This is a genomic window from Loigolactobacillus jiayinensis, assembly GCF_003946445.1.
Lineage (GTDB): Bacteria > Bacillota > Bacilli > Lactobacillales > Lactobacillaceae > Loigolactobacillus > Loigolactobacillus jiayinensis.
On record NZ_RHOF01000004.1, the window covers coordinates 1 to 22,378 of the forward strand.

Annotated in this window: 23 protein-coding genes, 1 tRNA gene and 1 other annotated feature; of the genes, 4 read left to right on the plus strand and 20 right to left on the minus strand. The window is 46.3% G+C overall.

All coding sequences use genetic code 11. The features are described 5' to 3' along the window. Positions 1 to 96: 96 nt before the first annotated feature. From rpmA to EKM80_RS01985, 6 genes are all read right to left on the minus strand, one after another. Positions 97 to 390, minus strand: coding sequence for a 50S ribosomal protein L27 (rpmA, locus tag EKM80_RS01960; protein WP_125551445.1), 294 nt, complete (start codon positions 388 to 390; stop codon positions 97 to 99). Between the two features lie 27 nt (positions 391 to 417). Then, on the minus strand, positions 418 to 750 hold the full coding sequence (locus tag EKM80_RS01965) for a ribosomal-processing cysteine protease Prp (protein ID WP_125551446.1): 333 nt from the start codon (positions 748 to 750) through the stop codon (positions 418 to 420). Positions 751 to 769: 19 nt separating this feature from the next. Continuing rightward, a complete protein-coding gene (gene rplU, locus EKM80_RS01970; protein ID WP_125551447.1) occupies positions 770 to 1,081 on the minus strand; it encodes a 50S ribosomal protein L21 in 312 nt (103 codons plus the stop codon). A 10-nt stretch (positions 1,082 to 1,091) separates the two neighbouring features. Beyond that, positions 1,092 to 1,164 (minus strand) — a sequence feature (ribosomal protein L21 leader region). 74 nt (positions 1,165 to 1,238) lie between these two features. Beyond that, complete coding sequence (locus EKM80_RS01975) at positions 1,239 to 1,541, minus strand: hypothetical protein (protein WP_125551448.1); 303 nt, start codon at positions 1,539 to 1,541, stop codon at positions 1,239 to 1,241. A gap of 100 nt (positions 1,542 to 1,641) precedes the next feature. Continuing rightward, positions 1,642 to 1,715 (minus strand) — tRNA-Arg (locus tag EKM80_RS01980). Between the two features lie 181 nt (positions 1,716 to 1,896). After that, the gene (locus EKM80_RS01985) at positions 1,897 to 2,208 is read right to left on the minus strand and encodes a hypothetical protein (protein ID WP_225418785.1); all 312 of its coding nucleotides are present in this window, start codon (positions 2,206 to 2,208) and stop codon (positions 1,897 to 1,899) included. Between the two features lie 199 nt (positions 2,209 to 2,407). Between EKM80_RS01985 and EKM80_RS01990 the strand changes: the two genes are divergently transcribed. After that, a complete protein-coding gene (locus EKM80_RS01990) occupies positions 2,408 to 4,792 on the plus strand; it encodes a Xaa-Pro dipeptidyl-peptidase (protein WP_125551449.1) in 2,385 nt (794 codons plus the stop codon). Positions 4,793 to 4,900: 108 nt separating this feature from the next. Here EKM80_RS01990 and EKM80_RS01995 read toward each other — a convergent pair whose 3' ends face one another. The 12 genes from EKM80_RS01995 to EKM80_RS02050 all read right to left on the minus strand — a co-directional run bounded on the left by EKM80_RS01995 (position 4,901) and on the right by EKM80_RS02050 (position 14,664). Next, a complete protein-coding gene (locus EKM80_RS01995; RefSeq protein WP_164509485.1) occupies positions 4,901 to 5,815 on the minus strand; it encodes a serine hydrolase in 915 nt (304 codons plus the stop codon). Positions 5,816 to 6,204: 389 nt separating this feature from the next. After that, on the minus strand, positions 6,205 to 7,545 hold the full coding sequence (gene glnA, locus EKM80_RS02000; RefSeq protein WP_125551451.1) for a type I glutamate--ammonia ligase: 1,341 nt from the start codon (positions 7,543 to 7,545) through the stop codon (positions 6,205 to 6,207). Positions 7,546 to 7,598: 53 nt separating this feature from the next. Continuing rightward, positions 7,599 to 7,997 (minus strand): MerR family transcriptional regulator, encoded by a 399-nt coding sequence (locus tag EKM80_RS02005; RefSeq protein ID WP_125551452.1) that lies wholly within the window; start codon positions 7,995 to 7,997, stop codon positions 7,599 to 7,601. A 160-nt stretch (positions 7,998 to 8,157) separates the two neighbouring features. Beyond that, the gene (locus EKM80_RS02010) at positions 8,158 to 9,420 is read right to left on the minus strand and encodes a methionine gamma-lyase family protein (protein WP_125551453.1); all 1,263 of its coding nucleotides are present in this window, start codon (positions 9,418 to 9,420) and stop codon (positions 8,158 to 8,160) included. A gap of 18 nt (positions 9,421 to 9,438) precedes the next feature. Next, entirely contained in the window at positions 9,439 to 10,368 is a 930-nt protein-coding gene (gene miaA, locus EKM80_RS02015) for a tRNA (adenosine(37)-N6)-dimethylallyltransferase MiaA (protein WP_125551454.1), read from the minus strand. A gap of 108 nt (positions 10,369 to 10,476) precedes the next feature. Next, complete coding sequence (locus tag EKM80_RS02020) at positions 10,477 to 10,866, minus strand: rhodanese-like domain-containing protein (protein ID WP_125551455.1); 390 nt, start codon at positions 10,864 to 10,866, stop codon at positions 10,477 to 10,479. A gap of 55 nt (positions 10,867 to 10,921) precedes the next feature. Then, complete coding sequence (locus EKM80_RS02025; RefSeq protein ID WP_125551456.1) at positions 10,922 to 11,884, minus strand: ROK family glucokinase; 963 nt, start codon at positions 11,882 to 11,884, stop codon at positions 10,922 to 10,924. Continuing rightward, positions 11,877 to 12,107: a YqgQ family protein gene (locus EKM80_RS02030; RefSeq protein WP_125551457.1), complete on the minus strand. Its 231-nt coding sequence runs from the start codon at positions 12,105 to 12,107 to the stop codon at positions 11,877 to 11,879. The genes EKM80_RS02025 and EKM80_RS02030 overlap by 8 nt, the downstream gene beginning before the upstream one ends. 34 nt (positions 12,108 to 12,141) lie before the next feature. Then, complete coding sequence (locus tag EKM80_RS02035; protein WP_125551458.1) at positions 12,142 to 12,813, minus strand: rhomboid family intramembrane serine protease; 672 nt, start codon at positions 12,811 to 12,813, stop codon at positions 12,142 to 12,144. Beyond that, entirely contained in the window at positions 12,798 to 13,358 is a 561-nt protein-coding gene (locus EKM80_RS02040) for a 5-formyltetrahydrofolate cyclo-ligase (RefSeq protein ID WP_125551459.1), read from the minus strand. Before EKM80_RS02040 ends, EKM80_RS02035 begins: the two co-directional genes overlap by 16 nt. Positions 13,359 to 13,504: 146 nt before the next feature. Beyond that, positions 13,505 to 13,654, minus strand: a complete 150-nt coding sequence (gene rpmG, locus EKM80_RS02045) for a 50S ribosomal protein L33 (protein WP_010011044.1) — start codon at positions 13,652 to 13,654, stop codon at positions 13,505 to 13,507. 242 nt (positions 13,655 to 13,896) lie between these two features. Further along, positions 13,897 to 14,664, minus strand: a complete 768-nt coding sequence (locus tag EKM80_RS02050; protein WP_125551460.1) for an alpha/beta hydrolase fold domain-containing protein — start codon at positions 14,662 to 14,664, stop codon at positions 13,897 to 13,899. 340 nt (positions 14,665 to 15,004) lie between these two features. Here EKM80_RS02050 and EKM80_RS02055 point away from each other — a divergent pair, with 340 nt between their 5' ends. Continuing rightward, entirely contained in the window at positions 15,005 to 15,328 is a 324-nt protein-coding gene (locus EKM80_RS02055; RefSeq protein WP_125551461.1) for a DMT family transporter, read from the plus strand. Positions 15,329 to 15,480: 152 nt separating this feature from the next. After that, positions 15,481 to 16,119, plus strand: a complete 639-nt coding sequence (locus EKM80_RS02060; RefSeq protein ID WP_125551462.1) for a L,D-transpeptidase — start codon at positions 15,481 to 15,483, stop codon at positions 16,117 to 16,119. 45 nt (positions 16,120 to 16,164) lie between these two features. On the opposite strand, the gene EKM80_RS02065 is transcribed toward EKM80_RS02060, so the two are convergent. Both EKM80_RS02065 and EKM80_RS02070 read right to left on the minus strand, forming a co-directional pair. Continuing rightward, complete coding sequence (locus EKM80_RS02065; protein ID WP_125551463.1) at positions 16,165 to 17,151, minus strand: nucleoid-associated protein; 987 nt, start codon at positions 17,149 to 17,151, stop codon at positions 16,165 to 16,167. A 92-nt stretch (positions 17,152 to 17,243) separates the two neighbouring features. After that, a complete protein-coding gene (locus tag EKM80_RS02070; RefSeq protein ID WP_125551464.1) occupies positions 17,244 to 19,400 on the minus strand; it encodes a peptidoglycan D,D-transpeptidase FtsI family protein in 2,157 nt (718 codons plus the stop codon). Positions 19,401 to 19,653: 253 nt separating this feature from the next. Between EKM80_RS02070 and EKM80_RS02075 the strand changes: the two genes are divergently transcribed. Next, on the plus strand, positions 19,654 to 22,311 hold the full coding sequence (locus EKM80_RS02075; protein WP_225418786.1) for a YfhO family protein: 2,658 nt from the start codon (positions 19,654 to 19,656) through the stop codon (positions 22,309 to 22,311). Positions 22,312 to 22,378 lie beyond the last annotated feature (67 nt).

Genomic DNA, 22,378 nt, shown 5'->3' on the forward strand with positions numbered 1-22,378 from the left:
ACTTCCAGTTCTGCCTAAAATTAGCTATCAACAGGATTTGACAAAGAGCCAAAAAGCACAGAACCAAACAAATAGGTTCCGTACTTACTTAATGAACTATTTAGCTGCGGCTTCTGCAGGGTAAACAGAAACTTTCTTCTTATCGCGACCGAAGCGTTCAAATTTAACAACGCCATCAGTTAATGCGTATAAGGTATCATCGCCACCGATACCGACATTGGCACCAGGGTGAATCTTTGTGCCGCGTTGCCGATAGAGGATCGAACCGCCTGTAACAGTTTGACCGTCAGCACTTTTGCTGCCTAAACGACGGCCAGCAGAGTCACGACCGTTAGAAGTCGAGCCGCCCCCTTTATGATGGGAGAAGAATTGTAGATCCATTTTCAACATATCCGTGCACCTCCTGCGTTTAGTTTTTTATTTTTTAATTGTGACATAATCAGAGTAATTCTCAGCGATACTTTCCAAGCTTAGCAAGAAATTAGCTAAGATAATTTGAGCTGTGTTAGCTTGATCCGCATTCAGATTCTGCGGTAAGCGACATTCAAGGTGACCGCCGTTATCCGAATCAGCTTTAACCTTGGGCGTAATTGCCGCCAGTTGCTGAATACCGTTAACTGCACCAATGGCAACTGCCGAAACAGCTGCACACACAATATCACTACCATAAGGCCCTGAATCAGCGTGCCCCGTCAACTGGAAGTAATGGATAATACCATCACTATCCCGTTCAAATTGCGCTTGAATCATATAACCACCTACTCTTTAATTATGCGTTAACTGCGTTAATCAATACACGTGTGTATGGTTGACGATGGCCAACTTTGTTATGGCTATGCTTCTTAGGCTTGTACTTGTAAGTAACAACTTTCTTTTCCTTGCCTTGTTTTTCAACCGTACCAGTTACGGTTGCGCCTGCTACTGTTGGTGTGCCGATCTTAGTTTCACCTTCACCGCCAACTAAAACAATGTCGTCAAAAGTGACTTCATCGCCTTCTTGAGCATCTAACTTTTCGATCCAGATCTTTTGACCTGCTTCGACCTTAAGTTGTTTACCACCAGTTTTGATAATTGCGTACATATGCTGCACCTCCTCGTCTTAGACTCGCCGAAACCAAGTGCGGTTACCCGACTTAAACTTGTTCCGAGCGGTTGTAGCTGTGGCAGCCACAATTACAACGCTAATAGCATACCAATAAATCCGTCAAGTTGCAAATCATTTTGCTGATTTAATACAATTAAGCCGTTAATTGTTGTTTCACTGCGGCAATTAGTGGTTCCATTTGATCAGAATCAGCGTCACATTCAAAATAAGCGGCATGATAAATTGCCTGTACAGCGGCGTCAATATCCGGAAAACGCACATCAAATTGGCGCGCCTGATAACTGCCATCAGGTTCAACAATAAAAACAATACAGCCGGCAGCAATTTTATGTTCATGGGTAAATGTTACTGGTAATGCTAACTGCGCGCCCGTTGGTTGTGCTTGACGGTGCTTGATGGTTTTGACAATATCAGTTACGACTCCTTCAAAAGTCATTTTTCTACCTCACTTTACAGCTTAATCAAAAATAAGAACCCACTAAAGATTAATTTAGCAAGGTTCTCATCCAGTTAAACTTATTTAGGTTAGTCTAAAATGCCCCGAGTGGGATTCGAACCCACGGCCTACGGTTTAGAAGACCGTTGCTCTATCCAGCTGAGCTATCGAGACAATAACAGGATTAATTATAAAGAAACTCAGCCATAGTGTCAACAAGTCATTTTACTGGCTAGCTAGGCTGTTCGATCGACTTTACATTTGTCAGCAGCATGACTGAAATGCGGCTCGGTAACCAGAACTGCAATTATCGCATCATTTACGCTGTGTATTTAGCACTAGTAACTTACCGTAACTAATCAGCTGGGGTTACTTTTAATAATTTGAAAACTTGTTCGACACTGCCAAAACGTGCGGTTAATAAGGCTGTGGTGATGCCGTATTGTTGCAGTGAGGTCAAGCTCACTGGTTCGTCTGCGAAGATTTCGCTGGCCATATTCAACAGCTCACCGGCCGATAATTGTTGCGGCAAAAAGCCTAGGCCCGCGGCGCGTTTCAGCGCGTACCAACTTTTTCCATAGTGCTGCATGATTTCTTTACGGGTGGGAAAATTTACCGCGTAACGATCAAAATCAGTGACCACGCTTGGATCGACTTGGCGATACACCGCCGCAAATGCCGGTAAAAAGGCGGCTTCATCTGGCCAGGCCCACTGCTCATTAGTTAATTTTTGAATATGTCATCATTCCTTCGTTAAAATTCCTACTAATTATAGCAGACACGCCTAGATAACACCTAATTTTGCGTTTGTGTTTTAGCGTGGCTTATTCAATAATAGAGGCAAGATCATTATTGGAGGTTTTCATATGAAATTTAATCAGTTCGCACAAATTCATGTTGACACTGAGCAGGCATTAACTGAATTGCAAGCCATTGGTTTATTCGCTGCTACTGCAACCACGGCGCCATTAGCCACTAATTTCGCGCATTTTCTTCGTTGCTGCTTTCCTGAAGCAATCACGGAAACTAGTCAAAATGAAGCACTCGCTAAGTTAGTTTTAGATGAACAGTTAACGGTGAGTGCCTTTTTAGCCCAACCGACCGCACTAACGGCCACGCAATTTTACAATGTTGCGCTGCAGTTGCTGGGGTTTGAGGTCGGTACTGAATTCCAGCTCGCTGATCCAATCGCTTTTATGAAGACGAGCCACTTGGCCTTTAACGTGGCGACGCCGTTAGATAACACCACTTTACTGACGGATATTTACCTATTGTTGACGACGCACACTAAGTTAGGCCTGACCTACTTAGACGACTTAGCCAACCGTGGCTTTTTTGCAGCTTACACAGGGCCACGGCCGCTGTTCTTCAATGGCAAGGCGCAAGCCGTATTTGCTACTGATGATCTGATCAAAGAGGTCGTTTACGTTGAAGCGCCACTGGATACTGACCAAGACGGCAAACGTGATTTGTTGGCAACGACCATTTTACGCCCCCGTGTACCTGCTGGCCTGAAAATTCCGGCGCTGTACACGGCCAACCCTTATTTTAAAGGGATCAATGATGTGGCTGCTAAGTTGCATACTGTTGATCAAGAATTAGCGGTAAAAACTGACCCCGTTGCGGCGGCCAAAGTGGCAACACCGCCAATCCCCGCCCCGCGGCCGGTTAACGGTCATGCTGAGCAGGCTGAACAGCACGCCACCGCTAACCAGGTTTATTCGCTCAACGATTATATGCTGGCCCGCGGTTTTGCCAGCGTTTACGCTGGCGGTATTGGCACCCGTGATTCAGATGGTATCCGTACTTGCGGCTCAGTCGCTGAAACAGTGTCGACCATCGCAATCATTGAATGGCTCAACGGCAAGCGCCGCGCGTTCACCAATCGTACCGATAATATTGAGATCAAGGCTAGCTGGTGTAACGGCAACGTGGCCATGACTGGTAAGTCGTATCTCGGCACCTTAGCTATCGCCGCAGCGACCACTGGTGTAGCTGGTTTGAAGACCATTATTGCTGAAGCAGCGATCTCTAGTTGGTACGATTATTATCGTGACAACGGCCTAGTCGTTGCCCCGATTGATTGCCAAGGCGAAGATACTGATGTGCTGGCTGATCTCTGTTTCTCGCGGCAAAAAGATGCCGCCGACTACGCTAAAGTACAGCAGGTTTTTGCTGATGAATTGCAGCAACTGCGTGTGGGTCAAGAGCGGCAAACTGGCAACTATAACGATTTTTGGGCGGCGCGTAACTACCGCGATCAGGCAGAGCACGTCAAGGCTGACGTGGTTCTAGTTCACGGGCTAAACGATTGGAACGTAAAGCCGCGTAACGTTGAAAAAATCTGGCAAGCCTTAAAACCAACTGGCGTGCAGCGGAAGTTAATTTTGCACCAAGGCCAGCATATTTACATCAATAATATGCCGTCGTTGGACTTTAGCGATATGCTGAATTTGTGGTTAAGCTATGAATTGTATGGTGTGGCTAATGCGGCGCCGGATGTGTTGCCGAACGTGATGATTCAGGATAATTTGCAGGCGGCAACGTGGCGTGGGCATCATGATTGGGCCTCCGCCGATCGTAAGCGGCAGCTGTATCATTTTACGCCCGCGGCACTGACCTTGGATGAGCCAACTGATGCGGCGTTTGTTAGTTTCAAAGACGATAATCGGCGGTTATTTGAGCAGCGTGGCCGTGATGAGGTGCAGTGGCGTGATGATTTCACCAAGGAACCCTCTGTTTATGCCGCTAATCAATTGCGGCTTAAAACAGTGCCGTTAGCGCAGTCGCTAGTGATCGATGGTAGTATCACGGCAACGCTGCAGGCGGCCGTTGACCAGCCAGCTGGGCTGCTCAGCGTGCTAGTTGTCGACTACGGTCAAGCGCAACGCTTAGGCGCCACCCCTGATCTGGTGGAACGCCACGGTTATCGTTTGACGCCTGCTGGGCAAACCGACGATTTAGTTGAATTCAAATTACAACCCGCCACTGACTACAAAGTGATCACTCGTGGCCACATTAATTTGCAAAATCGGCAAAGTAATACCACCAATTTACCGGTTGTGCCCAATACCTTTTACACTGTGAATTTTGACCTGCAGCCAACTCATTTTCAAGTCGCCGCTGGCCATCAGCTCGGTGTGATCGTTTACGCCAGCGACATGGGGATGACGTTGCGGCCACAAACCGTAGCAACCTACCAATTAGATTTAAATGCTTGTCAATTAGATATTCCGTTTACGAAGCATTAAGGCAGCAAAAAAGCGTCGGCAACTAATTCAGTTGCTGGCGCTTTTTATTCAATAAAAATAGCTTGTGCCCCAGATACAGGAAACAAGCTGGTATCATGCTGTTGCGCCTTAGTCTGCGCTGTAATTTTTTAGCTCAGTGCCCGCGTTGGTCCCATAGACGATTTGCTGCACCCTTGCCGCGATGGCTTTGATCCGCGAAAAATCTAAGGTTGCCTGATTGTGGCCGTGCGTCATGATCACCAATATATAGCGCTGGCCCGTGCTCGTCGTGACAATTGCTGCGTCATTATTCACATCATCCAAAAAACCGACTTTGTCCGCCACCGTGGCCCCTTGATCAACTGTGGCCACACCTGCAGGAATGCCAGCACGATAGATTTGCTTTTTCATCAATGACAATAGGTACTGTTGATCCTGCGCATTGCTAAACGCGCCAGTACCAGCAGCTAGATTCTGCAACAGCGCACGTAGGCTTTGGCTAGTCGTGCTGGTTGCCTCCTCATTGCGGAAAACTGGGCTAGTCCAGCCTTGGCTTTTGATAAAGGCGTTAATACTTGCTGTACCGTATTCAGCGCGAATACTTAGGGGAAAGTCATTGCTGGAATTCACGATCATCTGGTAAAAGCCACTGCGATTGGTACTGGTCCAGCTAAACTGACCGCTTTGCCGCAAGTAAAATAAATATGCCGCGATAAATAGTTTATAGGTGCTGGCCGGCGTTTCACTTGTTGTCGCATTACTTTCGACGTTAATTTTTCCGTCACCATAAATTAACTGATTTTTAGTCGTATCTGCGGCTGAATTGTTTGTGGCGGCCAAGCTATAGAAACTAACGCTGGCGTCTCCATCAGCAGTGACTTGTTTTAAATAATTTTGGAGGTTCTTTGTAATGATCGTGCGCTGCTTTGTTGCCGCCGTGGCAACAGTATTAGTCGACGATGCTGTTGCCGTTTTACTTTGGTTCTGTTGGCCAGCTACTGGGTCAGCACTAGCCGACCGCCAGAATAAAAGACCAACCGTCACCAAAATTAATCCACCAACAACGAAACCACAATGATATAAGTACCGCCGATATTTTTGCTTAAGCCGATAATGCTTTAAAATGGCCCTGTCTCCTTCTGTGACCCAGTCTTCACCGCGCTATTAGTGACATCCTGCGCTGATTGTCACTAATGTGCTTTATCATTTAAAATCGTGGGTCAACTGGTTAGCCGCGGTCATAACAAAGTACGCCAAAAAGGAAAGGGACACGTTTAATGTCCCCCAGTATAGTAATCTAAGCTTAAACAAAACTTAACGGCACTATTTTGGACAGGTTAGTCGGCTTGTTTGGTGCGCTTAATTGACAGTAAAAAAAGCGCCACCGGCAAACAGCGTTAAAAACGGTTTACCGGCGGCGCTAGCTTTAATTTTTAATATAATTCCAAATATTGATCGCGTTCCCATTGTGAAACGACTTGGCGATAAGAAGCCCATTCTAAGCGCTTGGACTCCATAAAGCTTTGGTACAAATGGGTACCCAATGAGGCGCGCAAAACATCATCTTTTTGCAAGTCTTTTAAGGCGTTGTGCAACGTTGATGGTAGATCAGTGATGTGATTAGCCTTCAACTCATCTTCGTCCATTCGGTAAATGTTACGATCAACGGCTGGCCGTGGTTCGATTTTGTTGCGAACGCCGTCTAAGCCGGCTTCTAACATAGCAGCAATAACCAAATATGGGTTAGCCGTTGGGTCGACACTGCGTAATTCCAAACGAGTAGATAAGCCACGCGCAGCTGGAATACGGACCAATGGTGAACGGTTTTTACCAGACCAAGCCACATAAACTGGAGCTTCAAAGCCTGGTACCAAGCGTTTATACGAGTTAACTGTTGGATTGGCAATTGCAGTTAAGCCCCGGGCATGGTTCAACAAACCAGCTAAGAAATAATAAGCTTCGGTGGACAATTGCATCTCACCCTTGTTGTCGCAGAACGCATTGCCTTTATCGTGGAATAACGACATGTTCATATGCATCCCAGAACCGTTGATACCATCCAATGGTTTTGGCATAAAGGTGGCATGTAAACCGTGCTTGCGGGCAACTGTTTTAACCACCAACTTAAAGGTTTGAATATCATCGGCGGCAGCTAAAGCATCGGCATACTTAAAGTCGATTTCATGTTGGCCAGGTGCGACTTCATGGTGGCTTGCTTCGACTTCAAAGCCCATATTTTCTAGCTCCAACACGATATCGCGGCGGCAATTTTCACCAAGATCAACTGGGGCAAAATCAAAGTAGCTACCCTTATCATTTAATTGCAACGTTGGTTCACCTTTGTCATCTAGCTTGAACAAGAAGAATTCTGGTTCTGGGCCGATGTTGAAATCAGTGTAGCCAGCTGCCCGCATTTCATCGAGAACGCGAATTAAGTTATTACGCGGATCGCCACTAAATGGTGTGCCATCCGTGTTATAGATCCGGCAAATTAGCCGGGCGACCTTACCATGCTCGGATCCCCAAGGGAAGATCATCCAAGTATTTAGGTCAGGGTATAAGTACATATCGCTTTCTTCAATGCGGACAAAACCGTCGATTGAAGAACCATCGAACATCACTTTGTTATCCAGCACTTTGTCCAGCTGATCAACTGGGACTTCAACGTTCTTGATCACACCGCTAATGTCGGTAAACATTAAACGGAGAAACTGGACATTTTCATCTTGTGCAATTTTACGGATCTCATCTTTAGTGTAGTTCTTTTTAGCCATGATCATCGCTCCTTCAATTTTGTCACCAAATCAATCTCACCTTATGCGCGTCCTTAAAGCGGCTTATGCGTATGAAAAAGCGTTGATTGGCCTTGTTCATCATTATTAAATCGACCTTGTTGTACCAATTCATCGTGAAAAATACGGCGCACATCTTCATCGGTGACTGGGCGTTTTAAATCAGCTTGCTTTTTTTGCTTGGCCTGTGCTTGCATATCATAAATATGCTTAATGCCAGCCATATTGATGCCTTCAGCCAAGTAATCCTTGATTTCCAACAACACATCGATATCATTCAGCGAATACATCCGCCGGTTACCGTCGTTGCGCTGTGGCCGAATCAATTCTTGCTCTTCGTAATAGCGAATTTGCCGTGCCGTTAAATCGGTTAATTTCATGACTGTACCAATCGGGAAAACAGATAATGAACGCCGTAATTCTTTCTCTTTCATAGCGACCCTCCTTTAAAAGACAATCCAATCATAGCAAGCCTGCAACCGTTTGTCAACCGGATATGTTATGTTTTATAACATAGATTTTGTTAATGAGATAACATCGCCACTTTAAGCAACCAAAAAAGCGCTCAGCCAAACTGAGACGCTTTTGTCACTTTTATTTTGCGGTAAAAAAGACAGAATTAGCCGCCGCAGTGATCGCCAACTTCACGTGTTCAAAAGTTAGTCCACCTTGGATATACAGCGTGTAAGGCGGCCGTAGTGGCCCATCGGCAGACAGTTCAACGCTGGCGCCTTGGACGAAGGTGCCGGCAGCCATAATGATGGGATCTTCATAACCGGCCATGTCGCTGGGAATCGGTTCAACGTAGGCGTCGATCGGCGAGAACTGCTGGATTGCACGAGCAAAGGTGACCATCGCCTCTGCGTTGCCGAAATTCACCGTTTGAATCAAGTCCGTGCGTGGTGCTTGCCAAGTTGGGTGGACATCAAGCTGCAATTTCTCCAGTAACGCCGCGGTGAAAATAGCGCCTTTGATGGCTTCACCCACCACATGCGGTGCTAAAAAGAAACCTTGGAACATGTCACTTAGGCTGTGTAGTGTAGCAGCTTCTTCAGCGCCGATCCCCGGCACCGTCAGTGCGTAGCCCACTTTTTCGACGAGATCACGCCGTCCCGCCACGTAGCCGCCAGTTTTAGCCAAGCCCCCACCGGGATTTTTGATTAGTGAGCCGGCCATTAAGTCAGCCCCCACCGCCAAAGGTTCTTCAGTTTCGGAAAATTCACCATAGCAGTTATCGACAAAAATGGTCACCGCCGGCGCTAATTGGCGCACGGCCTTGATCATTGTTGCAATTTCTGCCACGGTAAAGCTATCACGGCTCGCGTAACCCCGTGACCGTTGGATTGCAACGACCTTAGTTTGCGGTGTCAAATGGGCCGCAATCTGCTCTAGCGCAACTTTGCCAGCAGCCGTTAGTGGCACGTAATCGAAACTAATGCCGAATTCCTTTAACGAACCAATACCGTTGCCCGCTACGCCGATGACTTCTTGTAGCGTATCGTAGGGCATGCCAGTTAAATACAATAATTCATCACCAGGGCGTAAAAGACCAAAAAAGGCGGTGCCAATGGCGTGAGTGCCAGAAACAAATTGTGGCCGCACGATCGCCGCCTCGCCACCAAATGCTTGGGCATAGACGGCATCCAGCTGATCACGGCCTTCATCGTCGTACCCATAACCGGTGGTGCCGGCAAAGCTCGTCGCAGCCACTTTATGTTCCCGAAAAGCGGCTAAAACTTTATGCTGATTATATAACACGCGCTGGCTGATTTTAGCCAATTGCGGTTGAATTTGTTGATCGACCTGTTCAACCAATGTTTGTAACTTAGGATCGATGTGTTGCCAATTTTCTTCCATGATAGACTCCTTAAATATTTATTCGGCTAAAAACGCCGCCACGTCAGCTTTGATTTGTGCTAATTGTTCTGGCTGTGCTAATAAATCGTACCAGTGCGTTGCCATTTGATTGCGGAAAAAAGTTAACTGGCGCTTGGCAAAATGGCGCGAATTCTGTTGCACCTGCGCCACCGCTGTTGGCAAATCAATGTCACCGGCAAAGTACGGGAAAAATTCCTTATAGCCGATTGCCTTGCTGGCTTGCGGTGCTTGTTGTCGCTGGGTGTAAACTAATTTTGCTTCGGTCAATAAACCGGCGGCCAGCATCTGCTCAACCCGTAAATTGATCCGCTGATACAACTGCTGCCGCTGGGTGGTCAAGCCAATGATAAAGGGTTGATATTGCGCGTTAACCGCATCGGTTTGCGCCGAAATCGGCTGACCCGTTAACTCAAAAACTTCTAGTGCCCGAATCAAGCGGCGGCTATCGCCAGCCGGAATTTTTGCTGCGCTAACAGGGTCGACTTGTGCCAGCGCCGTTTGCAGTGCTTGCACCCCTTGTGTTGCCGCCACTTGTTGCCACTTGTCCCGCACCGCTTGGCTAGCCGCACTAGCTGCACCGCCGAGCTGATAGCCGCGTAACAAGGACTGCAAATAAAAACCAGTACCGCCCACGATAAAGGGTTGGTGGCCACGCTGCACAATCGTGGTAATCGCCTGTTGGGCTAGCGCTTGAAAGTCAGCGACGGTAAACGGTTCAGTCATGGCGCGAATATTCAATAGATGATGCGGTACACCCTGCATTTCCGCCGGTTGAATTTTGGCAGTTCCAATATCCAGCTGGCGATAAACCTGCATCGAATCGCCGGAAATCACTTCGCCGGCAAATTGGTGTGCTAGCTCAATGCTCAACGCCGTTTTCCCCACTGCAGTCGGTCCAACGATCAAAATAAGTTTTTGTGGTGTCATTTACTGTACCTCCTCGGCGTGTCATTTACTGTACCTCCTCGGCGCGTCATTTGACTTCAGCAAAAAAGGTTGACCACAATCATTTGATTGCGCCAACCTTGAAATTTGCTATTTACGCTTGGTTTTGCCTTTCCAATCTTGAAAACCGCGCTTCAACCAGAAAATATGCTGATAACCTTTGCGGTGTAATTGAATGGCAGCGCGCGTACTCAACGTGCGGCCTTGATCATAAAAATAAACGGGTAGATCAGGCCGAATCTCGCCATAACGCTGTTTTAGTTGTGAATACGGCAGATTACGTGCGCCTAAAATATGGCCAGAATCAAAATATTTACTTTCACGTAAATCAATGATCTGCGCCTTACGCATGCCGGCGTTAAAAGCTTCCTCATCTAATTCAGTGCCAACGCGCTTGCGCTGGACCATCAAGTAAATTTGTTGCCCAGCTAAGAAAACTAGGAAAGCAATAACGATAATTTCTAAAATTAAATTCCACATGACCAAACGAACCTCCCCAAAAATAACTTACTGTGCCGTCACCGACACCTGTACTTTAAACAAATTCTAATGCTAATGAAGCAGCGCCGATAACGCCGGCAACATTGCCTAATGCGGCTAGCTTGAGCTTAGTCGTATCGCGAACCTGTGGGAAAGTATATTCATTAAAGTAAGCCTGCACTTGATCCAACAAGAAGTCGCCGGCTGCCGAAACGCCACCACCAATAACGATGAAGGCAGGATTCAGTGTGTTACCAACGTTACCTAAAGCAATGCCCAAGTATTTGGCAACCTTGTCGACAACCATTTTAGCCAATGGATCGCCTTGCTTAGCTAGGTCAAACGTGATTTTAGATGAAATTTCGTTCCCATCATCTAAGATCTGCTTCAATTGCGATGTACCCGCATATTCTTCAGCCATATCCCGCGCAACACGGACAACACCTGTCGCTGACGCAACAGTTTCTAAGCAACCTTTTTTGCCACAAGTACATAAGTAACCTTCTGGATCGATGGTTACATGACCAATTTCACCAGCTGAACCAGCTGTGCCGTGTAATAAATGACCATCAGCGATGATCCCACCGCCAACACCTGTGCCTAAGGTAACGAAAGCCACGTTATCGTCGTTTTCGCCGGCGCCTTGCCAGCGTTCACCTAACGCCGCAACGTTAGCATCGTTATCAATGGCAAACTTGATACTAGTGCCAGCTTCAATATCGCGCTTAGCTTGTTGCAAAGTTTTCCAGTTCAAGTTGTAAGCCCCAATAATTGTGCCAGCTGCACGGTCAACCGTGCCCGGTGAACCCATACCGATGCCGGCAAAGTCGCTGGCCGTCATATTATATAACTTCAAGTGATGATTGATCGAATCAATGATATCAGGGATGATATGTGCCCCTTCGTCTAAGATATTAGTATCAATGCTCCAGCGTTGTTGAATATCGCCTTCCACTGTTAGAATCGCAAATTTGGTCGTTGTGCCGCCTAAATCGACACCAATCAATTTTTTATCCATGTCGCTCGCTGCCTCCAGTTTGTTTTTCATGTCGTTCTTCAATGCGATGTTCGTGTTCTAGTACCATTTTTGCCCGCAGATAGGTGTCATGTTCGACGACGCCTGCTTCATATAAATGATCTAACTCAATTGCCATCAGTTCAATATCCCAGAGTCGCTTACCGACATACACGTAAATATTGTATTTTTTCAACAATTGTTGAACATCATATAATGTTTTCATTTTGCAATAACCCCACAATTATATCAGTGAAAGTTCAGTTAGTAAAACCCAGATAAAGGAAAAAGCCGCTGGCCGCAATGAAAACAATGCCGGCGACGATTCGCCGCCAATTGGAAACGGCGTGCATGTTAGGCACCCCAACCAAATTAGCGATTAAAAAGCCGCCGAGCAAGCCGCCAACGTGACCGGCTAAATCAATCCCAGGAATAAAAAGATCAAAGGCTAGGTTTAAGAAAATAAATAAGCCAAATTGCTGACCCATTGCGCGAATTCCGGTATTCTGCCGGAAAGTTTCCATTAACATGAAAAAGGCGCCGAATAAGCCGAATAACGCCGTACTAGCACCAACCGAAATACTTGTGTTGAAAACAAAGCTGGCGATATTGCCGGCTAGGCCACTTAGTAAATAAATCACGGTAAAGCGCCAATGGCCAAATAACGACTCGATTTGTAAGCCGATAAAGTACAGCGTGATCGAATTAACGGCGATATGGGTCAAACCACTATGCAAGAAAATCGGCGTGATCAACCGCCACCACTCACCTTGTTGGATCAAACTGTTAACTTTAGCACCAAAAAATACCAGCACGTTACCATTTTGACTACCACCAAATAAGGTCAGCACTAAATACATTAAAATCTGTAACCCGAGAAATAGATACATCATATACGGGCCATTGCGTAACTGTCTTAATTGTCGTTGCATGTATTCACCTGCTTCACGGTAATAACGTGATCTATTAAAATATCAAATGGTTCCACCGGCCAATCAGCCGTCGCGTAAAATTGTGGTGTCAGCGCCAAACTAACCGTTGCTTGTGGATGTTGCACCAAGAAACGATCATAGTAGCCACCACCGAAACCAAGGCGCTGCCCAGCTGCAGTAAACGCAAGGCCGGGCACAAGTAGCAGATCAAACTCAGTTGCCACGCGGTCAGCCTGAAAAACAGGCTCCTGCAGGCCAAACTTACTCTTAACCAACGGTACATTTGGTGTGTACGGTAAAAAGGCGAGCTGCCGCTTTGGCATGACCTTGGGCACGTACACTGTTTTGCCAGTAGCTAGGGCAGCTGTGATGATCGGCTGTGTATTGACCTCAAGCGCTTGACTCAGCGTCACCGCCACGGTGTTAGCTTGTTGCCATTGTGGCAATGCAAATAATTGTTGCTGCAACTGAGCTTCTTCTTGTTGCTTAGTCGGCAGTGTGGCCAATTGCTTGATCAACGTTTGGCGCAAGGCTGCTTTTTCCATTCAATCACTCTCCCCGCAAATACCGTTCCTAAAAAAATAAGCTCGGGGATTAGCCCGAACTTACCTGCACGCACGCCAAAGCTTCATCGGCAATCACGGTTGTACATTCGTTTACCCAGACACGCCAAGTAAACGCATAATCGGCATTACTTAGTTTCGCGATGTAACGTAACTTTCCGTTCGTTTGGGCAATATTTATTTAATTCCAACCGATCAGGATTGTTACGACGATTCTTGCTAGTTAAGTAGTTGCGATGATGACAATCTGTGCATTCCATCGTAATGTTGACACGCATAATTGAAATCCTCCCTGATATTTATATTTTTTTCGACCTTCGTCTCAAACGAGTATTAGTTTATCATTTTTTAGCAACCTTGGCTAGTCCTTTTACCAAATAATGTAAAGAATTTTTACTTGACAGGGTTCAAGCTGCGCCCTAGCAGCTTTTAGGTGTTATAACGCGGTTTACTTGCGGCCTAAGCTAAATGAGTTAATTCCACGACTAATTTTCAAAAGCGCCCATAAAGCCCAACTAGCCTACCCGAGATAGCGCGTCAAAAACGCCAATATATTCGCCTGCACGTCCGGCAAATAGCCTTTGGCGTGCCGCGTGCCGGCTAGGAAAATAGTTTCAACAGGTAGGCCAAATTGGATTAATTGTTGACTTAGCTGCAGCACGCCAGAGGTCGGCACAAACTCAGACAATGAATTGATCAGCAGCAGCGGCCCACTCTGAGCGTTCACCCGGTGATAAGGCGTTGCCGCGCGGGCTTGGTCAGGCGTTAAATAATTGCTGATAAACCACTTATAAAATGAATCATCGGCGCCAGCTTGATCAATGGCCGTACTGGCAGTATCCGCGCTGGCGGCGTGTGCGGCCGTTGCCACCACCGCCTGATGGGTGGCCAACCAATGATCAATGTCCAAAATACCGGATAACGAAATTGCCGGCAAGCCATGCTTGATGCTTAATTCAACCGCCAAATTACCGCCAGCCGAGCCACCTAGTGCAGCCACTGGCAAAGCGGGCAGCTGCGTTTGGACCCACTGATACAGTCGCTCCATGTCTGCGATTGGTGCTGGAAAATGAGCCGCCGGTGCCAACCGATAATTCGGCACCACCACTAAATAACCTTGCTGTGCCAACCACTGCGCTAAATCAGCCTCTTTGGCCTTATCGCCTTGAAACCAGCCACCACCATGAATATCGATTATGATACCCTTTGCTGGCTGGTTTGCCAATTGGTACCAATCTAATGTCAAATTTGGGCCATATTGCACATCATACTTGCTAGTCAATGTCAATTCTGCTCACCTCATTTAAAAACGTTTTAAGCACTTAAATTGAGCCAACTACGCCGCTTGCTAGCTACACTTTAAGGCCACACTTGCTTAAAACGCAACTATTTTGTCTCGCTGCTTAAACTGAAAATTGAGCCAGCTAAGCAATTTTGCTTTGATTAAGCAGCTGGCTTGCATTTAGTGTCTATTTTGAAAAAATAATTGAAAGAAAGTTAGCCTTTTCAGTTGTACCAATCAAAAAAGTGTTTTAGTATCGTCTGTAGAGCGTTATTTACTTGATTCCAATTACCGTAAGTAAGTAACGCCGGATAGGCTATTATTTGGGGAAAAGAAGGCAGACACAATGACAGGTTACATTTATTTAGGCGTTGCAATTATCGGTGAACTGATTGGCACTAATTTACTCAAAGTATCAGCGGGGTTTACTCACTGGCTACCGACTTTAGGGACACTGATTGCCTATGGCGTTTGTTTTTATTTTCTTTCATTATCGATCAAAACGGTGCCGCTGAACCTAGCTTACGCAAGTTGGGCTGGCCTCGGCTTGATTTTAACCACCGTCATTTCAATTTTCTTATGGCATGAACCCTTGAATGCAATTGGCATTATCGGTTTAGTACTAATCGTTGCTGGTGTTATCTTGTTGGACGGTTTCGGTACTGCCTAGCTGTATTTGACCAGCGGAAACGGGTTTGCGTGCGCTGTCATTTCTGCAATCAAATTGAAATATTAATTTTGCCCCCTCTTCTTTGCGTTCAGCATGGGAGTCAGGTATGATAGGTCTTAAGCGAGAATCATTGTTATTGGAGCGATTAATTCATGAAGCGATTCATTAAAATGCAGCAATTAGCGCTGATTGTCGTTTTGGCAGTTATTTTATTGGGCCTAGGTTATCGGCATGTGGTCAGCGCCAAGCAAGTAATGGCGCCACAAGTTGAATCGACCGTCAAGTCGTCGACCAAGCAAAAAACGACAACGAAAGCGGCCAAAGCCACCAATAAAACAACGGCAACAAAAAAGACGATCGATTGGCACGCACCGTCAGAGAAAAAAGCGTACCCTGATTTGAAGCAGCATCCTAAGGCTTGGTTAGAGGTCTCCCAAAGCAAGCAACGCGTTTACGTTAAGGACGGCAACAAAGTCTTGTACACGATGTATGCGTCCACTGGGTTGGATAATACCACCCCAAATGGCACCTTCACCATTGAGGCGGAACGCGGGGCTAGCTTTTTCAATCGTAGTTTGAACGAAGGCGCCAATTATTGGACGTCTTGGTCCGGCCACGGGGTCTATCTTTTCCACAGCGTACCAACTGACGCTGCTGGAAAATATAACGTCACTGAAGCAAAAAAATTAGGTCAAAAAGCCTCCCACGGCTGTGTTCGTTTAACGATTGCGGATGCTAAATGGATCAACACCTATATCCCATTTGGCACCAAAGTTGTGGTTCATAATTAAAAATAGCACTACTGACAAATTGCTGTCAGTAGTGCTATTTTTTGCTTAAAACTTATTTTGAATGGCGTTGATATTCTTCAATAAAACTGAGATCGTACCGTCAGGATTATTAACAAATTCAATCAAATCGCGGTTTTGGTAAATGTCTACTGGCACGATCAACTCAATGCCGTTGTCTAGTTTGAATTTTTGCTTGCTGACTTTGGCCTCGAATTTATGGGTCAAATCCGCCTTTTGCCGTGGCACCTTGGCGGCGGTGACTTGTTGTTCAAATTCAGCCTTGGCCGTTGGATTTTCTTTGAAGACTTGGTCACTGACGTAATCGACGTCTAACGTGTTGGTGTCACTTAAGCTCTGATAAACGGCCTGTTTGAGGTCCGCGGTGACGGTGACTGGGTCTTGATTAAACTTCTCCGCCACCGTGTTGACGGCTTGGCGCACTTGCTTCACGCTGGAGGTCAGCGTGGGTTCCGCGGTCACTTGCAAAAAGTCGCTGGCAACATACGGCCGCTTCTCGCCATCAATTTCATAAGCTTTATCAGCCAAAAAATATTGACCACTAGCTTGGTCGATCATGACCCCTTCTGTGATTGCTTGGCCGACTGCCGGCAAAACCGCTTGATTTAAAACGATTTGATTGGCTACCGCCTGTTCATCGTAGTTCAAATAATGGATAAAATCCTGGCGCTGATTTAATTTCAAAATTGCCCAGTAATCCCGCTCATTATCCGTCAGTTGGGCCAACAATAAGTCGCCGCTGACAATGTCGCTATGCTGCAAGGTGAAGTCAAAAAAGCGGCGGGCTAATTGCTGGCTGACAGTGATAAAGTCACCAGTAGGCTGGCAGAGTTGCAACACTGGATTGGCTGCCGGCAAGGTGCCATTTTGATTATCGCGGCGCAAAAAGCGCGTGCACAACTGCTCAATGTACTGCGCGATACCAGCTTCAGCTAGATCTAAAACCTGCTCTGAATAATAGGCGGTTGCCGTGGCCGGATCAACAATGTGTAAAATAGCCTGATTAATTTGCATAAAATAAACTCCTTAGCTGTAACTAATTTTTAATACTTGCAAACCTAATAAAGCCGCAACCAGTGACGGCTACGACTTTATGACGGTTAAACTTAGTTGGTTGTGCTTGAACTCGAGGAACTGGTAGACGTTGTTGTGCTAGTCGTTCCAGTTGACGTTGTTACGCCAGTATCCTTGAAGTAATTGGTAAACATTTGCTCGGCGACTTCCGTATTATAATGCGCACTGTCCGCATTGGTTGAAATATTAGGGAAGACGACGGCCACCGCAATCGTTGGGTCACTAGCTGGCGCGTAGCCAACAAAGCTAGACGTCAGCGTTTCTGGTGGGTTAGCATTATTCGGATTCGATGAGTCATAATAGAAGGTTTGCGCCGTCCCTGTTTTACCAGCGATTGCTGGGGTAAAGCTCTTCAGTGAATGTGCCGTCCCCCACGCCATACTACCATGGGTAACGTTGTAGAAACCTTCCTTGACGACATTGATCTCATCCTGCGTGGCACCAATTTTATTCAAAACGGTTGGCGTGGTGGTTGATTCAATGCTACCTAATGTACCATCACTATTGGTATTACGAATTGCTTGTACCATATATGGCTTCATCCGGTACCCATTATTGGCAATCGTTGACACGTACTGCCCTAACTGCATGACAGTGTATTGATCAAAGTTACCATAAGCTAAATCAAGTGCCTTGACCACGTCAGTTGTTGGCCCAGTATAGCCACTAACTTCGCCGGGCAAATCGACCCCAGTTTTAAGACCTAAGCCAAATTGATTAAAGTAACCGCGCTCCTTGGCAAAAATAGACTTGTTCATACTGAAGTACTGGTTGGCGGTGTATTTAGCGGTACCTTCCTTCATGGCTAGGCGCATCATGTAAATATTGGAAGAAACTTCCAACGCTTGTTGTGCGTTCAATGAGCTGTACGTCCCCGCAGAGTAAACCGCCTTTTTGACTAAGCCACCTGAGAAGTACAGCGGCGTATCACTAAGGGTGTTATCGGTTGGTGTGATCACACCATCCATCATGCCCCCAAGGACCGTGGCGCCTTTTACAACTGAGCCCATTGTGAAGGTTTGATTGATCACGCCAAGCGCATCATCGGTGGTTTTCTCTGTTTTCGGATCATAACCTAAACCAGCCATTGCCAAAATTGCCCCAGTTTTCGGATTCATTGCCACGGCGTACGCCCCATTAGAATACTGGGTCATCCCAGCTGATTTAGCGGTATTGAAGACGCTCTTCAAGCTAGCTTCCACTTGTTTTTGATAGGTGGAATTGACGGTCAGCACTAAATTGCCACCTTTTTTACCAGAATAAAGCTTCTTACTGCTGGTAACTTTATTGTTGGCATCGGTGGTGACCTGCGTTTCCGCTTTGGTGCCCTTTAAGATATTTTCATATTGTTCTTCTAGATAGCTGGTCCCGACACGATCGTTACGGGAATAACCTTCAGTTAAGTATTTATTTAATTCATCGCTAGGTAAGCCAGATGATTCCGAAGAAACACCACCAAAAATACTCTTCATCGAATCGCCGTTTGGATACGAGCGTTCCCAGTCTGAGGCAATGTTGACCCCGGGTAATTCAGTTAAATGTTCACTGATTTCAGCGACTTCTTTTTCGGTGACGTCAGAATTCTTAATATAAATCGTGGATAATTGATAAGCGCCACTCATCGTTTTAAAAATCTGTGCGGCTTGCTTTTGTTTGCTACTGAATTTCAGATCACTGGCTGGTACGGCCGCCATTTCTCGCTTATACAGTACTTTTTCATCAACAGAGTCCCCGTTAGCGTCCACTTTTTGGCTATGGGGTAAGTTGTTGTAGATTTTCTTCAAATTAGCCGCATTGGCCAAGTAGTAATCGACCTTATCCCGGTGACTCAATGTGCCTACCTTCACGCTAATATAGCCGGTCAAGCGGTTAGCAATTTTATAAATGTCTGTGGACAACACGTTGGCATCCTTGGTGTAGCTAATCGCGTTATTAGCCTTATTACCGACCATTACCCGACCATTGGAATCATAGATCATGCCCCGCGGTACCGTAGTGGTCACGGTGGTTTTATCAGTTTTTTCAACTTCGGCTTCAAATTTAGAGCCATACAGAATCTGCAAATAACCTAATTGCGCAATCAAGGCCGCAAATAATATGAACACGATAAATAACAAAAAATTCAGTCGAAAAGGAATACTCGACTGATTTTTAGCTGGTCGATTAGATTTTTTCCGCAAAAATTTCACTGCCGATTTCTCCTCTATACTAAGCTCGCTTTAATTAGGGTGTGTCGCTTAGTCACTCTAGACTGTACTCACACAACTCTTATTAATACTAGCATATCGCTTAACGATTTTAAAGCGCGTAAAAGCTAAGATTCACTTAATTATCGGCCGTTAATTTCATAAACCCTGCTTAAGAAATGGCGGAAAAACTTGCAGTCGGCGACGGCATAACTTATGCTTTTAAACATAGAAGAAAAATGTTGAGGTGGAAAGATTGACACGACTGATTAGCTTTACCAAACGGCACTATCCACTGCTACTTAGTTTTTGGCTACCATTTTTGATCATGGGCGGCTATTTTGCGGCACGGCAAATGTTTCCCTTTGGCCACAGTAGCTTACTGACCGTCGATCTAGGTCAGCAATATATTGATTTTTTTGCGTTTTATCGCGATACGTTACTGCATCATCCTAGCCAAGTTCTTTACTCCTTCAGTAAGGCAATTGGCGGCGATATGCTGGGAGTTTGGGCCTATTATTTGTTTAGCCCGTTTAATTTACTACTATTATTAACCCCAGGTAAATCGTTGACGGCGGGGATCATGCTGGTGACGTTAATGAAATATGGCTGCGCTGGGCTGAGCTTTGCTTGGTTGCTGAAAAAAACTGATACTGCCCGCGACTTGTATTTGCCGGCCTTTGCGACCAGTTATGCGTTAATGGGCTGGATGGTGGCCAATCAACTTAACTTGATTTGGCTGGACGCGGTGGTGTTCTTGCCGTTGATTATTTTGATGATCGAGCGGCTGTTTCACGGCGCCAGTTATCTCGGTTACAGCTTGATGCTGGCGGCGATGCTGATCATTAACTACTATATGAGTTACATGATCTGTCTGTTCTTGGTGGCGTACATTTTGTGGGCGCTGGCACGGCATTTTGAAAGTTGGCGTCAAACCTGTGGCGTGTTCCTTAAGTTTGCCATCGGTTCCCTGCTGGGTGCGGCGGCCGCGGCGGTAGTTTTGCTACCAACACTGTACTCGCTGACCCAAAGTAAAGGCCAATATACCGTCACCAAAATTCACTGGAAATTCGAGTACGCCCCCATTAAAATGATCTCCAAATTTGTTGTCGGCGCCTTTAACTTTGACCAAATGCCAACTGGTTTTCCTAACCTGTTTGTCGGTTCACTGGTGTTGTGCGGCTTCTTGCTGTACTTCGGCATAAGGACGATTCCGTGGCGGGAACGGATTGCGGCGGCCTTAGTCACTGGCTTTTTAGGCCTATCCTTGTGCTACGAACCGTTAGATCTGTTGTGGCATGGGATGCAATTTCCAATTTGGTACCCGTACCGCTTCTCATTTGTCGTCAGTTTTTGGCTGGTTTGGTTGGCCGCAATTGGCTTAAAAAACTTGACCAAGCTGCACATCCCCAGTGCTATTGTGTTGGTGGTATTGCTAGGTGCTGGCATCGTCTATGTCTGGATCAACGTTAAAAACTTTACTTATTTGACGCAAAATGCAATCGAGCTGACCTTATTATTCAGCGTGATTGCGGTGGTGCTCTTGCTATTCAAGGACTCGACCTCACCACTGCTACCGTGGACAATTTTACTGCTTGTCGCTGTGGAAATGGGCACCAATGCGATTCTGAGCTTGAATCAAATCAGTTACGTGACCCAATCAGATTACGCTGACTACACGGCGGATCTGGTTAAGGCGGTGGATAAGACCAAGCAGCACACCACCACAACTGACTTTTATCGGCTGGAAAAAACCTTTATGCGCACTAAAAATGATTCCATGGAAGCCGGCTATAATAGCGCGTCGCATTTTAGCTCCACCTTTGAATCCAGAATTCCTAACTTTATGGGCGAAATCGGCCAGCCTGCGGGTGATGGCTTCATCGCCTACTCCAATGGGACCCTATTTACCGATGCCTTCTTGGGCATTAAATACTACTTAGCACGCAATGATAATTGGGTGGAATCGGCGGCGCGAACCAGCAATCCGCTGTTGCCTGCCTTAACCGATAAGCCTGATCTAAGTTATTACAATCAAATTGACCACACCAAACAGGTGACGATCTACAAAAATCCGTACGCGCTGAACCTTGGCTTTGCGGCGTCAGATCAAATTCTCAAGGCGCAGACCAACACCAGTTACCCTACCGTTTATCAGTCCAACGTGATGAACGCTTTAACTGGCTCGCAGCGGTATTCGTCGTTATTTCTCCCGCAACTTTTTGCCACGGTCAACTACAACAACGTTAAGCAGCGTAAGGCGCCACTGACCCAGACTTATCGCAAAATCGATAAAGGCAAAGCAGGCACGATCACTTACACCTTTACGCCGCAAACCAACGATCCGTACTATTTATCGATTGGCTCCAACTTAAATAGTAAGGCAGTTAGTTTTAGCGTGAACGGCAAGGCGGTCACCCAGTACGATACCTTCCGCGATACCGTCCTGATCGATTTAGCCGCGGCTGAAAAAGGCAAGCCAGTCACCGTGACGATCACCTTGAATCAAGACGAGGTTTGGCTCAAGGACTTCCAGCTTTATCATTTTGATACGCCAACGTTCAGTCGGGGAATTCGACAACTGCAGGCGTCACAGTGGCAGTTGACCAAGAATAAAAACATCCATTTAAGTGGCCACATCAATATCACCAAAAAGCACCAAGTGATGATGACCACGATTCCGGCTACGGCTGGCTGGCACGCCACCGTTGATCAAAAACCAGTTAAATTCAAGCGCGCGCTAGATACATTTATCGCCATTCCGCTGAGCAAAGGTAGTCATACCGTTAGTCTCAGTTATTGGCCACCGTATCTGACCATGGGCTTGATCATCACTGGCGCAACGCTTAGTGTTGATGGGCTGTACGCTTATTACCGCTACCGTAAACGGCAAGCGCGGAAGCATTTGTTTTAAGATGTTAAAAAAAAGCCGGTAAGGCAGCTTAAAGGCTGTCTTACCGGCTTTTTATCGTTTGATTGCT

What these genes read in the sequence shown, in the direction of transcription:
- rpmA (WP_125551445.1), bottom strand. Translation starts at nt 390, where the DNA reads ATGTTGAAAATGGATCTACAATTCTTCTCCCATCATAAAGGGGGCGGC.
- EKM80_RS01965 (WP_125551446.1), bottom strand. Translation starts at nt 750, where the DNA reads ATGATTCAAGCGCAATTTGAACGGGATAGTGATGGTATTATCCATTAC.
- rplU (WP_125551447.1), bottom strand. Translation starts at nt 1,081, where the DNA reads ATGTACGCAATTATCAAAACTGGTGGTAAACAACTTAAGGTCGAAGCA.
- EKM80_RS01975 (WP_125551448.1), bottom strand. Translation starts at nt 1,541, where the DNA reads ATGACTTTTGAAGGAGTCGTAACTGATATTGTCAAAACCATCAAGCAC.
- EKM80_RS01990 (WP_125551449.1), top strand. Translation starts at nt 2,408, where the DNA reads ATGAAATTTAATCAGTTCGCACAAATTCATGTTGACACTGAGCAGGCA.
- glnA (WP_125551451.1), bottom strand. Translation starts at nt 7,545, where the DNA reads ATGGCTAAAAAGAACTACACTAAAGATGAGATCCGTAAAATTGCACAA.
- EKM80_RS02005 (WP_125551452.1), bottom strand. Translation starts at nt 7,997, where the DNA reads ATGAAAGAGAAAGAATTACGGCGTTCATTATCTGTTTTCCCGATTGGT.
- EKM80_RS02010 (WP_125551453.1), bottom strand. Translation starts at nt 9,420, where the DNA reads ATGGAAGAAAATTGGCAACACATCGATCCTAAGTTACAAACATTGGTT.
- miaA (WP_125551454.1), bottom strand. Translation starts at nt 10,368, where the DNA reads ATGACACCACAAAAACTTATTTTGATCGTTGGACCGACTGCAGTGGGG.
- EKM80_RS02020 (WP_125551455.1), bottom strand. Translation starts at nt 10,866, where the DNA reads ATGTGGAATTTAATTTTAGAAATTATCGTTATTGCTTTCCTAGTTTTC.
- EKM80_RS02025 (WP_125551456.1), bottom strand. Translation starts at nt 11,884, where the DNA reads ATGGATAAAAAATTGATTGGTGTCGATTTAGGCGGCACAACGACCAAA.
- EKM80_RS02030 (WP_125551457.1), bottom strand. Translation starts at nt 12,107, where the DNA reads ATGAAAACATTATATGATGTTCAACAATTGTTGAAAAAATACAATATT.
- EKM80_RS02035 (WP_125551458.1), bottom strand. Translation starts at nt 12,813, where the DNA reads ATGCAACGACAATTAAGACAGTTACGCAATGGCCCGTATATGATGTAT.
- EKM80_RS02040 (WP_125551459.1), bottom strand. Translation starts at nt 13,358, where the DNA reads ATGGAAAAAGCAGCCTTGCGCCAAACGTTGATCAAGCAATTGGCCACA.
- rpmG (WP_010011044.1), bottom strand. Translation starts at nt 13,654, where the DNA reads ATGCGTGTCAACATTACGATGGAATGCACAGATTGTCATCATCGCAAC.
- EKM80_RS02055 (WP_125551461.1), top strand. Translation starts at nt 15,005, where the DNA reads ATGACAGGTTACATTTATTTAGGCGTTGCAATTATCGGTGAACTGATT.
- EKM80_RS02060 (WP_125551462.1), top strand. Translation starts at nt 15,481, where the DNA reads ATGAAGCGATTCATTAAAATGCAGCAATTAGCGCTGATTGTCGTTTTG.
- EKM80_RS02065 (WP_125551463.1), bottom strand. Translation starts at nt 17,151, where the DNA reads ATGCAAATTAATCAGGCTATTTTACACATTGTTGATCCGGCCACGGCA.